Origin of the sequence: Actinoallomurus sp. CA-142502 (genome assembly GCF_050936355.1) — a bacterium.
Lineage (GTDB): Bacteria > Actinomycetota > Actinomycetes > Streptosporangiales > Streptosporangiaceae > Actinoallomurus > Actinoallomurus iriomotensis.
Map to the genome: position 1 here is coordinate 5,136,670 of NZ_JBNJMY010000001.1, position 14,078 is coordinate 5,150,747.

The window sequence follows — 14,078 nt, forward strand, 5'->3', positions numbered from 1 at the left end:
CGTCACCGTCCGACCGCGTAGCCCTGGGCGCCCCGCGGGTTGGCCGCCGCGCGCAGGAAACCGGGCTCGCCGGAGTCGCGGGTCACCGCGCTCAGCCGGCCGAGCGTCCACGGCCCCTGAACGTCGACGTCGTGGCCGCGGCGCCGCAGCTCCGCCACGACCTCCGGGTCGAGCCGCTCCTCGATCACCAGGCCGCCCGGCCGTGCGCCGCGCGGATAGAACGAGCTGGGGAAGTGCACCGAGTGGAACATCGGCGCGTCGATCGCCTCCTGGAGGTTCAGGCCGCCGTGCACGACGGACAGGAAGAAGTTCAGGCTCCACTGGTCCTGCTGGTCACCGCCCGGCGTTCCGAACGCCATCCACGGCCGGCCGTCGCGCAGCGCCAGCGACGGCGACAGAGTCGTACGGGGCCTGCTGCGGGGCCGCAGCGAGGCGGGCAGACCCGGCTCCAGCCAGAACATCTGCGCGCGTGTGCCCAGGCAGAATCCCAGCTCGGGGATGACCGGCGAGCTCTGCAGCCAGCCGCCGCTCGGGGTCGCCGACACCAGGTTGCCGTACCGGTCGGCGACGTCGAGATGACAGGTGTCGCCGTCCACCCGCCCGTCGCCGCGTACGGTCGGCTCGCCCACGCCGTCGCCGATCGGGGCGTCCGGGCCGGGGGCGGTCGCGGGAAGCACGGGCTCGCGTCCCTGCGGAGCGCCGGGCCGCAGCTCGAAGCTCGCCTCCGCGCCGACCAGGCCGCGCCGCTCGTCGTTGTAGCCGGGGAGCAGGAGCGCCTCCATCGGCACCTTGGTGTGCGCGGGATCGCCGTACCAGGCCTCCCGGTCGGCGAAGGCGAGCTTGGCGACCTCGGTCACGGTGTGGACGTAGTCCGCCGACAGGTGGCCCGCCGCGTCCAGGTCGAAGCCCTCCAGCAGCGCGAGCTGCTGGAGGAAGACCGGACCCTGTCCCCACGGGCCGGTCTTCAGGACGCGGTACCCGTGGTAGTCGTACCCGAGCGGCTCTTCGGCGGTGGCCTGCCAGCCGTCCAGGTCGTCGCCGGTCAGCAGGCCGGCGTGCCGGCGCCCGGAGGTGTCGCGCCAGGCCGTCTCGGCGCAGAACCGCGCGATCGCCTCGGCGACGAAGCCGCGGTACCAGGCGTCGCGCGCGGCGGCGATCCGCGTCTCGCGGGTGCCCGAGGCGGCGCGCGAGGCCGCCGCGATCCGGCGGTAGGTCGCCGCCAGCGCGGGATTGCGCAGCCGCGACCCGGGCGCCGGCACCCGCCCGTCCGGCATCCAGACCTCGGCGGAGGTCGGCCAGTCCTCGGCGAACATCCGCTCGACGGCGCCGATCGTGGTCGAGATCCGCTCCAGCGCCGGGAAGCCGTTCTCGGCGTAGGAGATGGCCGGCTCCAGCACGTCCTCCACCGCCCAGGTGCCCCAGCGCTCCAGCATCAGCAGCCAGGCGCCGAACGCCCCGGGCACGGTCGCGGCCAGCAGCCCGGTGCCGGGCACCAGGCCCAGGCCGAGACCGGTGTAGTGCTCGATGGTGGCCGCGGCCGGGGCGGTGCCCTGGCCGCAGATCGCGGTCGCCCGCTCGTCGGCCGCGCTCCACACCAGGAGCGGCAGGTCGCCGCCCGGCCCGTTGAGATGCGGCTCGACGACCTGGAGCACGAAACCGGCGGTGACGGCCGCGTCGAAGGCGTTGCCGCCGCGTTCGAGCACGCTCATCCCGGCGGCGGAGGCGAGCCAGTGGGTGCTCGCCACCATGCCGAAGTCGCCGGTCAGCTCGGGGCGGGTTGTGAACACGCTAGTTCCCTTCAGTGAGGTCGGGCACCGCGGAGGGCGTCACGAGGTGGCAGGCGACGGGCCGGTCCGCCTCCCGGACACCGGTCAGCCGCGGTTCGTCCGTACGGCAAGTGTCGACGGCGATGGGGCATCGGGTGTGGAAACGGCATCCCGTCGGCGGGTCGAGCGGGCTGGGCACCTCGCCGCCGAGCACCACCCGTCTGCGTTCGCGTTGCCGCACCGGGTCGGGCTCGGGCGCGGCGGACAGCAGCGCCTGCGTGTAGGGGTGCTGCGGCTCGGCGAAGATCTTCTCCGTCGGCCCGGTCTCCACGATCCGCCCGAGGTACATGACCGCGATCCGGTCGGCGAGGAACTCCACCACCGACAGGTCGTGCGTGATGAACAGGCACGAGAAGCCCATGTCGCGCTGCAGGTCGGCGACCAGGTTGAGCACCGAGGCCTGCACCGACACGTCCAGCGCCGACACCGGCTCGTCGGCGACGACGAGTTTGGGCTCCAGGACCAGCGCGCGGGCGAGACCGACCCGCTGGCGCTGTCCGCCGGACAGCTCGTGCGGGCGACGGGTGCGCATGTCCGCGCTCAGCCCGACGCGTTCGAGCATCTCGCGGACGCGCGTCTCGGCCTCGGCGCCGCGGGCCACACCGTGCCTCCGCAGTGGCTCCGCCACGATCTGCCCGACGGTGAACCGCGGGTTGAGCGAGGAGTAGGGGTCCTGGAACACCATGTGCACGTCGCGCCGGAGCGGCCGCAGCGCCCGCCGCGACAGGTGAGTGACGTCGCGGCCGCCGAGAGACACCGAACCGGCGGTGGGTTCGGTCAGCCGCAGCACGCACCGGCCGATCGTGGACTTGCCGCTGCCGGACTCGCCGACGAGGCCCAGCACCTCGCCCGGCCCGACCGACAGCGACACCCCGTCGACCGCGCGCACGGACCGGCCGCCCCGCCGGACGGGGTAGTGCTTCACGAGGTCCTTCACTTCGAGTACGGGCGCGTTCACGCGTCACCTCCCGCGGCCGTGGACAAAGGATGGAAGCACGCCGCCCGGTGCTCCGTGCCGAAGGCCTCCAGCGCGGGCCGCGTCGCCGTGCAGTCCTCCCGGGCGCGGGGACAGCGCGGATGGAACGCGCACTCGTCCGGGTCCTCGAACGGCGGGGGCACCAGGCCGGGGATCTCGGTGAGCCGCCGCCGGCCGTCCTCGCCGGTGACCGCCGCCGAGGGCAGTGCCCTCATGAGCCCCGCCGTGTACGGATGGCGCGGCCGGGCGTACAAGTCGGTCACCGATGCCTCCTCCACGGCCCGTCCCGCGTACATGACGACGGCCCGGTCGGCGACGTCGGCCACGACGCCCAGGTCGTGGGTGATCAGGATGATCGCGGTGCCGAGCCGGTCGCGCAGGTCGCGGAAGACGTCGAGCACGCCCGCCTGGATGGTCACGTCGAGGGCGGTCGTCGGCTCGTCGGCGATCAGCACCCGGGGTGAGCACGCCACCGCGATGGCGATCATCACCCGCTGCCGCATGCCGCCGGAGAGCTGGTGGGGGTACTCCCTGACCCGGCGTGCGGGCGCCGGGATCCCCACCAGTTCGAGCAGCTCCACCGCGCGGGAGCGCGCCGCCGTACGGGACATCCCCTCGTGCCTGCGCAGCACCTCGGCGATCTGGAACCCGACCGTGAACGAGGGGTTCAGCGAGGTCATCGGCTCCTGGAACACCATGGAGACGTCCTTGCCGCGGATCGCGCGCAGCGCGCTCTCGGGCAGGTCGGTCAGCTCCCGGCCGTCGAGCCGGATCGAGCCGGACAGCCGGGTGGTCTCCGGGGGCAGCAGGCGCGGGATCGACATCGCGGTCACCGACTTGCCGCACCCGGACTCCCCGCACAGCGCGAGGATCTCGCCGCGTTCGAGCCGCAGCGAGACGTCGCGTACGGCCTGGACCCGGCCCTCCTCGGTGTCGAAGCCGACCCGAAGGCCGGTGATCTCCAGCAGGCTGTGTTCGCTCATCAGACGTTCACTCATCGGACGCTCCGTGGGTCCAGGGCGTCGCGCAGACCGTCGCCGAGCAGGTTGAACCCGAGCGTGGACAGCGCGATCATCACGCCGGGCCAGATCGCCAGCCAGGGCGCCTGGTCGAGGAACTGCTGGGCGTCGGTGAGCACCACGCCCCACGACGGCGTCGGCGGCTGCACGCCGAGACCGAGGAAGGACAGCGTCGCCTCGCCGATGATCGCCGTCGGGATGCCGACCGTGGCCTGCACGATCAGCGTGCTGGTCGCGCCGGGCAGGACGTACCGGAACATGATCCGCCCGTCGCCGGCGCCGTCGGCGACCGCCGCCGCCACGTAGTCCAGCTCGCGCAGCGTGAGCACCTCGCCGCGCGTCACGCGGATGATCCCCGGGAGCTGGGAGACGCCGAGCGCGATGATGACGTTGCGCAACGACGGCCCGAGGATCGCCGCCATGCCCACCGCGAAGATCAGGAACGGGAAGGCGAGCACGACGTCGACCAGGCGCATCACGACCGGGTCGAGGAACCGGCGGTAGTAGCCGGCCACGAGTCCGATCGGGACGCCGACCACCATCGCCAGCAGCACGGACAGCACGCCGGCCTCCAGCGAGACCCGCGCGCCGTACGCGATGCGGGCGAGCAGGTCACGGCCGAGGTCGTCGGTGCCCAGCAGATGCCCGCCCGAGGGCGGGGCCAGCGGCGCGCTGTAGTCCTGCGCCGCCGGGTCGGCGGTGACGAGCGGCCCGATGACCGCCAGAGCCAGGAACCCGGCGACGAGCACCAGCCCGGCCACCGCGGCGGGCCGGCGCCGGAACCGCCGCCAGACCTGCCGTGCGCGTCCGGGCGTCGCGCCGGCGAGGGCCGGCAGGGGGGTGGAGAGCGTCTGGTCAGCCATCGGCCACCCCCGTCAGCCGCACCCGCGGGTTCAGCACGCCGTACGCGAGGTCGACCAGCAGGTTGACGGCGATGTAGCCCGCCACCGTGACGAGCACCACCGCCTGGATGACCGGGTAGTTCCGGGTCACCACGGCGTCGACGGTCAGCTTGCCGAAGCCGGGGATGACGAAGATCTGCTCGGTCACCACCGCGCCGCTGATCAGAGCACCGAGCTGGAGACCGAGGACGGTCACCACCGTCGTCAGGCTGTTGCGCAGCGCGTGCACGCCCACCACCGAGCGCTCCGGCAGGCCCTTGGCGCGCGCGGTGCGGACGTAGTCGGCCGACAGCGACTCGAGCATCGCCGACCGCGTCTGTCGCATCAGGACCGCCGCGAAGCCGGTGCCGAGCACCAGCGCGGGCAGCAGCATGCGCTCCAGGTTGCCGCCCGGATCGCCGGTGAAGGGCACGTAGCCGGAGGCGGGCAGCCAGTGCAGCCGTACGGAGAACAGCAGGATGCCGAGGATGCCCAGCCAGAAGTGCGGGACCGACAGCCCGACCAGACCGAAGCCGGTCGCGACGTGGTCGGCGAACCGGCCGCGGCGGGTCGCCGCCACGACGCCGGCGGTGACGCCGATCCCGATGGCGACGATCATCGCGAGCACGGACAGCTCGATGGTGACGGGCAGCCGCTGGGTGAGGATGTGGGCGACCGGCAGCCGGTCCTGGGTGGACCGGCCGAAGTCGCCGGTGAGAGCCTTCCCGACCCACTGCGCGTACTGCACGGGCAGCGGCCGGTCGAGCCCGTAGTCGTGCCGGATCGCGGCGATGGCCTCCGGCGAGGCCTCCTGCCCGGCGAGCACGCGTGCCGGGTCCCCGGGCAGCGCCCGCACGCCCAGGAAGACCAGGACGCTGCCCAGGAACAGCACGATCACGGCGGCGCCGAGCCGTCGCAGAATGAACAGGGCCATGGCTACCGCGCGGCGAACCCGGCGGTGCCGAGGCGCGGCAGGCCGTCGGCGTAGTACCGGATGCCGGCGACGTCCTTGCGCATGCCCAGGTAGTAGAGCTGGTGGTACAGGTAGATCATTCCGCGCACCTGGGCCTGCCGCTGGATCGCCTGGGAGTACAGCCGGGTGCGCTGGGCGGCGTCCTGTGTGGCCGCGGCCTGCTGGATCGGGTCGTCGATGCCGTGGTCCGACATGCCCGCGTAGTTGTTCTGCCCGCCGGTGGTGATCTGGCCGGTCAGGTCGCCGTCGGGATCGATGCGCCCGGACCACCCGACCTGCATGGCGTCGAACTTGCCGGCCGCGCCCTGCTCCAGCCCGGTCGCGAAGTCGATCGGCTGCACGGAGACGTTGAAGCCGGCCTCCTTGGTCATCTGCTGGATGACCTGGCCGAGCCGCTCGTTGGTGGCGTCGTTGGGAACCTGGAGCTTGACCGGGATCGGCGGCTTGAACCCCGACTTGGCGACGAGCTGTTTGGCCTGCGCGATGTCCCGGTTGGAACAGGTCAGGCTCTTGTCACGGAAGGAGCTGTTCAGCGGCAGCGGGCTGCAGTCGGGCTGGTTGAGCCCGTTGTAGACCGTCTTGTTGATCGCGGCGCGGTCCAGAGACAGCTCGAAGGCCTGGCGCAGCTCCGGGCTCTTGCCCAGCGGCGTGTTGATCGGGCCGGGCTTCTCGGTGGAGCCGTGGGCGTTGCCGACGTTGATCTGGACGCCGTAGTAGCCCAGGCCGCCTCCGGACACGACCCGCAGGTTCGGGTCGGCCTGCACGCCCGCGACGGTGGTGTTGGCGAGCTCCTCGGCGGCCTGCACGTCGCCGGACTTGAGGTTGGCGGCCCGGACGTTCGGATCAACGATGATCTTGTAGACGACGCGGTCGAGCTTGACCTTCGCCGCGTCGTAGTAGTCCGGGGACCGGTCGACGACGATCTGGTTGCCCGAGGTCCGGCTCGCGAACTTGAACGGGCCGACGCAGACCGGGTGCGCGCCGAAGTCGTCGCCCTCGGTGTCGAGGGCCTTGGGCGACATGATCATTCCGGCCCGGTCGGCGAGCTGGGCGGCCAGCGGTGAGTACGGGCGTGACAGCGTGAGCCGTACGGTGCCGGGGTCCACCACGTCCACCTTCTTCACCGCGGCGAGGTCGGCGGTGCGGGCCGACTTCTTCCAGGTGCGGTGGCGGTCGAGCGACTTCTTCACGGCCGCCGCGTCGAAGGCGGTGCCGTCGTTGAACTTCACTCCGCTGCGGAGCTTGACGGTCACCGTCCTGCCGTTCCCGGAGACGTCGGGAAGGGCGGACGCGAGCTGCGGGACGATCTGGGCGTTCGCGTCGATGTCGTACAGCTTCTCGCAGATCGAGGTGAACACCTCGCGGCCCAGCAGGGTGACCGAGGTGCTGGGGTCCAGCGCGTCCGGGTCCGCCGACAGCGCCATCGTGAGGGTGCCGCCGTTCTTCACTGCTCGGTTGTCCGCGGTGGCGGCGGAGACGGACGGTTTGGCGGTGCCGCCGCCGCCGGAACACGCGGCGGCGAGGGCGAGTGGCAGCGTCGCGAGCGTGACGACGAGCCGACGAGGGAGATGCATGGACGGTCGCTCCTTCTCCGATGGGGGGTCGGGACGGGACAGGAGACGTCGGGTGGGGGACTCGAGACCGGTTTCGGACGGGACCACGCCCGCATTGAGGCCTGGTCGATCGCATGACCGTATACAAAATCCTGTTTCCGGTGGGTTTCGTCCGCCAAAAAACCGCGGTTCGTTACCAAGCTGGGGCAAACCGCCTGAGGTGGCTCGTGGGTCGCCCGAACGTCACCGTTGGGCCGGTGGCGGACGTCGGCGAGTGCGGTCCGGCGGTCTCCGTGGGCCGTGCGTCGCGGCCGCCGCACGGCATGCGCCGGGGCGTCAGTCCTCGGACAGGGCTGCCAGATAGGAGCGCCGGGCCGCCTCGACGTGGGCGATGGCCCGGGCCTCGGCGGCGCGCTCGTCGCCCGCGGCGATGGCCTCGTAGAGGCTGAGGTGCTCGGTCCAGGAGTGCGGTGCGCGGTGCTTGGCGGTCTGCTGGAAGAGCCACTGGGCGCGCCGGAGCAACGGGCCCACCACCAGGCTCAGGTACGCGTTGCCGGCCAGATCGGCCACGGCGGCGTGGAAGGCGGTGTTGAGGTCGGCGACGTCTCCGAGCCGGCCCTCGTCCACGGCCAGGCGCGCGGAGTCCAGGACGGCGCGGAGCCGGTCGGCGGTCTCGGGCGTCACCTTGCGGGCCGACAGGCGCGCGCTGAGACCCTCCAGGGCCACGCGCACGTCGAAGAGCTCCTCGGCCTCGTCCGGAGACAGCCGTGCCACGGCGGCGCCTCGGCGCGGCGTCACCTCGACGAACCCTTCCGCGGCGAGCACCCGGATCGCCTCCCGCACCGGGTTGCGTGAGACGCCGAGCCGCGCGGCCAGCCGGTCCTCGACCAGCCGTTCGCCGGGCATGAGCTCGCCCTGGAGGATCAGACGGCGCAGCTCCGCCGTCACCACGTCGCGGAGTGGGCGGTGGGTGGAGCCCAGGGTGTTGTCGGCCATCGGCGACCAACCCTAAGTCACGCGGGGGCGCCGTGCCCCGGCCGCATCGGGTCCGTGGGTCCCCAGGGCACATCCCCGGCGAATCCGCTGATCATGCCCCTGGAGTGGGCCGCCCGAATATCATCTACTCCCTAAACTGGCAGTAATGCTCATGATTCGCGCATTTCGGTAAAACAAGACATGATCGATGGTGAGCTCCATCGCAGGGAGGAGACTGAACCAACCTATGGTGGGATCCGTGCGTCCTATGAGTTGCCTATGGTGTCTATGGGTCATTCGATGAACGGGGCGAAACCGTGAACACGAACGTGAGTGGCATTCCGACGCCGCGCCGCCGCAGGTCGGCGGGCTGCGAGGTGGCCACCGCAGGGGCGCGTGGCGCACGCGGGGCCGTGCGGCGGTGCCCCGGAGGCACGCGGCGGGACATGACCGCCCGGGTCGTGCGCCGCGACGACGCGTTGGCCGTGGTGGAGATCGTCGGCGAGATCGACGTGCACACCTCGGGCGAGCTGCGCGTCATCCTGCTCGCCCTGGCCGACGAGGGCCGCACCCACATCGTGGCCGACTTCACCGGCGTGCGCTTCTGCGACGCCGCGGGCCTCGGCGCCCTCGTGGGCGTCAACAACCGCCTCGCGCGCGACGGCGGCTCCCTCCGTCTGACCGGCGTGCGCCCGGCGCAGCGCCGCATCCTGCGGATCACCCGGCTCGACCAGCTCTTCCGCCCGTACGACGACGTCGACGACGCCCTCACCACCTGATCGACCGCTGAAATCGGGTCGTGCTGCCGTTTTCCGGCCTTCGACGTGCATTTCACGTCCGCTTCCGTACGAACGCGCGGCCGGGTGCGGTGTGCGTTAGCGCGCCGGGCGCGATACCGTCCGCCGTCGAGACCGGACACCGCGGACGGGATCGACACACGCTGGGGACCTGTCATTAACGCGCTTGCGTGGCGGTGTTTCCTCGTGCGCATTAGAGTCATGCCGTTCGCGCCATCATGGACACTGGGAGGTGGAGGCGGTCGTGGGCGGATCGGGCCCCCACCCGAGCGATTCCGCCGCCGGACTCTGCCCGGACACGCTGCCCGACGGGCTGCTCGTGGCCGACGCCGAGCGCCGCGTGGTCGTGTTCAACCGCGCGGCCGAACGCCTGACCGGCATCGGGCGGGCTGACGCGCTCGGCCGTGACTTCGCCGAGGTGCTGCCGCTGTTCGACGCCGACGGCCGCGACTGGTGGCGCTGCCTCGACCCGTACGCCGGCCTGTCCACGCGCACCCGGCACCCCGAGCGCCCGCTGCACCTGGCCGACGGCCCCGAGCTGCTCGTCACCGCGTCCTACACCCGCGCCGGGGACGGCAGCGTCACCGCGTTCACCGTGGCCTTCCGCGACGCCGTCCAGCGCGCCCGCCAGGAGCGCAACCGCGCCGACCTCGTCTCGACGGTCGCCCACGAGCTGCGCTCGCCGCTGACCAGCGTCAAGGGCTTCACCGCGACGCTGCTGGCCAAGTGGCACCGGTTCAACGACGACCAGAAGCGCGTCATGCTCGAGACGGTCAACGCCGACGCCGACCGGGTGACCCGGCTGATCACCGAGCTGCTCGACGTGTCCCGCATCGAGGCCGGCCGGCTGGAGATGCGCCGCCAGGTCGTCGACGTGATCGAAGAGGTGCACAAGGTGGTCAAGGGGCGCGTGGTGGCGGGGGAGCCGGCCTCGCGCTTCAAGGTCGAGGTGCTCGGCGAGCTGCCCGAGATGTGGCTCGACCCCGACAAGATCGACCAGATCCTCGGCAACCTCGTGGAGAACGCCCTCAGGCACGGTGCTGGTACTGTCACCATTGTGGTGGAGCCGGACTCACGCAAGCAGGGAGCCGTCGTGTCCGTGCGCGACGAGGGCGAGGGTATCCCGCCCGAAGCCGTGCCCCGCGTCTTCCGGCAGTTCTGGCGCGGTCACGGCCAGCCACGCGGTGGCACCGGCCTCGGCCTCTACATCGTGAAGGGCCTCGTCGAGGCGCACGGTGGCGGCATCACCGTACGACGCGCGCCCGGCGGAGGCGCCGAGTTCCGATTTAGCCTGCCCGCCGGGGCTCCAGACTTCGCCTGAGAGCGCCCGCGCGGGCTTCCTGACGCTCCCCCCGAGTCGCCACGAGCGGCCGGGGCGCGCTCGTTTTGCCAGATGACTCGAATCGCCGTTGGCTGGAGTTGCTCGAACCGATGTCCGCACCCAACAAGTCCTACGACCCGGTCGAGGTCACCGCGCTGCATCCGGACGAGGTGGCCCGCGTGCGCGCGGACGCGCTCGCCGCGATCGACGCCGCCTCGAGCCTGGAGGAGCTGAAGCAGGTACGCCTGGCCCACGCCGGCGACCGCTCGCCTCTCGCCCTCGCCAACCGGGAGATCGGCGCCCTGCCGCCGCACGCCAAGGCCGACGCCGGCAAGCGCGTCGGCGGTGCGCGCCGTGACGTCTCCGAGGCGCTCAAGCGCCGCCAGGCCGAGCTGGAGGACGAACGCGACCAGCGGGTCCTCGTCGAGGAGGCCGTCGACGTCACCCTGCCGTGGGACCGCGCCACGCGCGGCGCCCGGCACCCGCTGACCACGATCGCCGAGCGCATGACCGACGTCTTCGTCTCCATGGGCTTCGAGATCGTCGAGGGGCCCGAGGTCGAGGCGGAGTGGTTCAACTTCGACGCGCTGAACTTCCCGCCCGCGCACCCGGCGCGGGAGATGCAGGACACCTTCTTCGTCGAGTCGGAGGAGTCCGGCCTGGTCCTGCGGACGCACACCTCGCCGGTGCAGATCCGCGCGCTGCTCGGCCGCGAGCTGCCGGTGTACGTCGTCTGCGCCGGCAAGACGTTCCGCACCGACGAGCTCGACGCGACGCACAGCCCGGTCTTCCACCAGATGGAGGGCCTCGTCGTCGACGAGGGCATCACGATGGCCGACCTGCGCGGCGCCATCGGCGCGTTCGTCACCGGCATGTTCGGCGAGGGCCTGCGGACCCGGTTCCGCCCCTACTACTTCCCCTTCACCGAGCCGTCGGCCGAGGTGGACATGGAGTGCTTCGTCTGCCGCGGCGCGTCGGCCGAGCCGGGCGGTGAGCCCTGCCGCACCTGCCGGTCCGAGGGCTGGATCGAGCTCGGCGGCTGCGGCATGGTCAACCCGCGCGTGCTGGTCGCCTGCGGTGTCGACCCGGAGCGCTACAGCGGCTGGGCGTTCGGGCTCGGCGTGGAGCGCACGCTGATGTTCCGCCACGGCGTGGAGGACATGCACGACATGGTCGAGGGTGACGTCCGCTTCACCCGCGCCTTCGGAATGGAGATCTGATGCGCGTCCCGATTTCGTGGCTGCGGGAGTACGTCGCGCTGCCTCCGGAGGTCACCGCCCGCGACGTCGCACGCGAGCTGATCGCGGCCGGCCTCGAGGTGGAGACCATCGACGAGCTCGGCGCCGACCTCACCGGCCCGATCGTCGTCGGCCGCGTACTGGCGATCGAGGAGCTGACCGGATTCAAGAAGCCGATCCGCCACTGCCAGGTCGACGTCGGCAACCCCGAGCCGCAGAGCATCGTCTGCGGCGCGACCAACTTCGCCGAGGGCGACCTGGTCGTCGTCATCCTGCCGGGCGGCGAGCTGCCCGGCGGCTTCAAGATCGGCGCGCGCAAGACGTACGGGCGGATGTCGGAGGGCATGATCTGCTCCGAGCGCGAGCTCGGCCTGGGCGACGGGCACGAGGGAATCCTCGTGCTGCCGCCGGCGTACGGCGCCGAGCCCGGCCAGGACGCCGTCGAGCTGCTCCAGATGCGCGACGACGTGCTCGACATCGCCATCACCCCGGACCGCGGCTACACCGCCTCGATCCGCGGGGTCGCCCGCGAGACGGCGACGGCGTTCTCCGTGCCGTTCCGCGACCCGGCGGCCGAGCCGCCGCCGGAGCAGGCCGAGGACTCCTACCCGGCGTCCGTCGCGGACCCGGCGGCGTGCGCGCGCTACGTCCTGCGCGAGGTCCAGGGCCTGGACCCGGCGGCGGCGAGCCCGATCTGGATGACGCGGCGCCTGCAGAAGTGCGGCGTGCGCTCGATCTCGCTGGCCGTCGACGTCACCAACTACCTGATGCTGGAGCTGGGCCAGCCGCTGCACGCCTGGGACCGCGGCAAGCTCCAGGGCCCGATCGTCGTGCGCCGCGCGGAGAGCGGCGAGCGGATGGAGACCCTCGACCACGTCGAGCGTTCCCTGGACCCCGAGGACATCCTCATCACCGACGAGTCCGGTCCGGTCAACATCGCCGGCGTCATGGGCGGCCTGACCACCGAGGTGGACGAGAAGTCCACCGACATCGTCATCGAGGCGGCGCACTTCTCCGCGGAGTCGATCGCCCGTACGGCGCGCCGGCACAAGCTGCACAGCGACTCCTCCTACCGCTTCGAGCGGGGCGTCGACCCCGAGCTCCAGCGCAAGGCGGCGGACGCGGCCGTGCGGCTGCTCGCCGAGCTCGGCGGCGCGCGGATCCTGCCGGGGGAGACGAACCTTCGGGCGCCGGTCGAGCCGGTGACGATCACGATCCGCGCCGACCACCCCGACAAGGTCGCCGGCATGGCCTACGGACGGGACACCGTGGTCCGCCGTCTGCGCGAGGTGGGCTGCGAGGTCTCCGGCGACGACGTGCTGACGGTCACGCCGCCGTCGTGGCGGCCCGACCTGCGCGACCCGAACGACCTCGCGGAAGAGGTCATCCGCCTCGAGGGGTATGAGAACATCCCGGCCCGCGCGCCGCGCTCGGTGGCCGGACGCGGTCTCACCCCCGGCCAGCGGCTGCGGCGGCGCGCGGGGCGCGCCCTGGCCGCGGCCGGCTACGCCGAGGTGCTCGCCTATCCGTTCGTCTCCGAGAGCGACGGTGACGCGCTGCAGCTGCCCGCCGACGACCCACGGCGGCGTGCGCTGCGGCTGGCCAACCCGCTCACCGGCGACGAGCCGCTGCTGCGCACGACCCTGCTGCCGGGGCTGTTCCGCGCGCTGGCCCGCAACGTCGGGCGCGGCTTCGGCGACGTGGCCCTGTTCGAGATCGGCCTGGTGTACCGGCCGAAGTTCACGTCCTCGGGCGAGGCCGTGCCACCGCCGCCCCGGCTCCCGGTCGACCGCGGGCCGACGGCGGAGGAGCTCGCCGCGATCGAGGCCGCCCTGCCCGACCAGCCCGTACGCGTCGGCGCGGTCCTGGCCGGCGAGCACGACCTGCCCGGCTGGTGGGGCGCCGGCCGCCCGGCGAACTGGGCGGACGCCATCGAGGCCGCCCGGATCGTCGCGGGGGAGGCCGGCGTCGAGCTGGAGGTCGCCGCGGACCAGCACGCGCCGTGGCATCCCGGCCGTTGCGCCGCTCTGCGGGTCGGCGACGTCCTGATCGGTCACGCCGGCGAGCTGCACCCGCGGGTCATCAAGGCCTTCGACCTGCCGCCCCGTACGTGCGCGGTCGAGCTCGAGCTGACCCGTCTCGAGCCGTGGGCGGCCAGGGTGGTGCCCGCGCCGGCGATCACGACGTACCCGGTGGCCACGCAGGACGTCGCGCTCATCGTGCCGGAGAGCGTGCCCGCGGCCGAGGTCGAGGCCGCGCTCCGCGCCGGGGTCGACCGGCACGGCGCCGCCGACCTGCTGGAGTCCATCCGGCTGTTCGACCTGTACACCGGTGAGCAGGCGGGGGAGGGCAACAAGTCGCTCGCGTACACGCTGCGCTTCCGCGCCGCCGACCGCACGCTGACCGTGGAGGAGACGACCGGCGCCCGCGACGCGGCGGTGGCCGAGGCCGCCGACCGGGTCGGCGCGGTCCTGCGCGGCGGCTGACGGGCGTTTCCGCCGTGGCCTCGCGGATCGGCG

General features: G+C 72.6%; 11 protein-coding genes. 4 read left to right on the forward strand and 7 right to left on the reverse strand.

Features of this window, described 5'->3' with window-relative positions:
• Nucleotides 1-2: 2 nt before the first annotated feature.
• From ACQEV1_RS24490 to ACQEV1_RS24520, 7 genes are all read right to left on the reverse strand, one after another.
• Nucleotides 3-1,748 carry a gamma-glutamyltransferase family protein gene (locus ACQEV1_RS24490; protein WP_433405962.1) on the reverse strand — a complete coding sequence of 582 codons (1,746 nt, stop codon included), beginning with the start codon at nt 1,746-1,748 and terminating at the stop codon, nt 3-5.
• A 40-nt stretch (nt 1,749-1,788) separates the two neighbouring features.
• Nucleotides 1,789-2,784 carry an ABC transporter ATP-binding protein gene (locus tag ACQEV1_RS24495; protein WP_433396356.1) on the reverse strand — a complete coding sequence of 332 codons (996 nt, stop codon included), beginning with the start codon at nt 2,782-2,784 and terminating at the stop codon, nt 1,789-1,791.
• Complete coding sequence (locus ACQEV1_RS24500; RefSeq protein ID WP_433396358.1) at nt 2,781-3,800, reverse strand: ABC transporter ATP-binding protein; 1,020 nt, start codon at nt 3,798-3,800, stop codon at nt 2,781-2,783. The genes ACQEV1_RS24495 and ACQEV1_RS24500 overlap by 4 nt, the downstream gene beginning before the upstream one ends.
• A complete protein-coding gene (locus ACQEV1_RS24505; RefSeq protein ID WP_433396360.1) occupies nt 3,797-4,684 on the reverse strand; it encodes an ABC transporter permease in 888 nt (295 codons plus the stop codon). Before ACQEV1_RS24505 ends, ACQEV1_RS24500 begins: the two co-directional genes overlap by 4 nt.
• A complete protein-coding gene (locus tag ACQEV1_RS24510) occupies nt 4,677-5,636 on the reverse strand; it encodes an ABC transporter permease (protein WP_285581451.1) in 960 nt (319 codons plus the stop codon). The genes ACQEV1_RS24505 and ACQEV1_RS24510 overlap by 8 nt, the downstream gene beginning before the upstream one ends.
• Before the next feature lie 2 nt (nt 5,637-5,638).
• Complete coding sequence (locus ACQEV1_RS24515; protein ID WP_433396363.1) at nt 5,639-7,249, reverse strand: ABC transporter substrate-binding protein; 1,611 nt, start codon at nt 7,247-7,249, stop codon at nt 5,639-5,641.
• A gap of 315 nt (nt 7,250-7,564) precedes the next feature.
• Nucleotides 7,565-8,224: a GntR family transcriptional regulator gene (locus ACQEV1_RS24520; RefSeq protein WP_433396365.1), complete on the reverse strand. Its 660-nt coding sequence runs from the start codon at nt 8,222-8,224 to the stop codon at nt 7,565-7,567.
• A gap of 425 nt (nt 8,225-8,649) precedes the next feature.
• On the opposite strand from ACQEV1_RS24520, the gene ACQEV1_RS24525 reads away from it, so the two are divergent.
• From ACQEV1_RS24525 to pheT, 4 genes are all read left to right on the forward strand, one after another.
• A complete protein-coding gene (locus tag ACQEV1_RS24525) occupies nt 8,650-8,982 on the forward strand; it encodes an STAS domain-containing protein (protein ID WP_433396367.1) in 333 nt (110 codons plus the stop codon).
• A 262-nt stretch (nt 8,983-9,244) separates the two neighbouring features.
• Nucleotides 9,245-10,321 (forward strand): sensor histidine kinase, encoded by a 1,077-nt coding sequence (locus ACQEV1_RS24530; RefSeq protein ID WP_285618938.1) that lies wholly within the window; start codon nt 9,245-9,247, stop codon nt 10,319-10,321.
• Nucleotides 10,322-10,431: 110 nt separating this feature from the next.
• Nucleotides 10,432-11,541, forward strand: a complete 1,110-nt coding sequence (gene pheS, locus ACQEV1_RS24535; protein WP_285581458.1) for a phenylalanine--tRNA ligase subunit alpha — start codon at nt 10,432-10,434, stop codon at nt 11,539-11,541.
• Nucleotides 11,541-14,045, forward strand: a complete 2,505-nt coding sequence (gene pheT, locus ACQEV1_RS24540; protein WP_433396370.1) for a phenylalanine--tRNA ligase subunit beta — start codon at nt 11,541-11,543, stop codon at nt 14,043-14,045. Before pheS ends, pheT begins: the two co-directional genes overlap by 1 nt.
• Nucleotides 14,046-14,078: the final 33 nt, after the last annotated feature.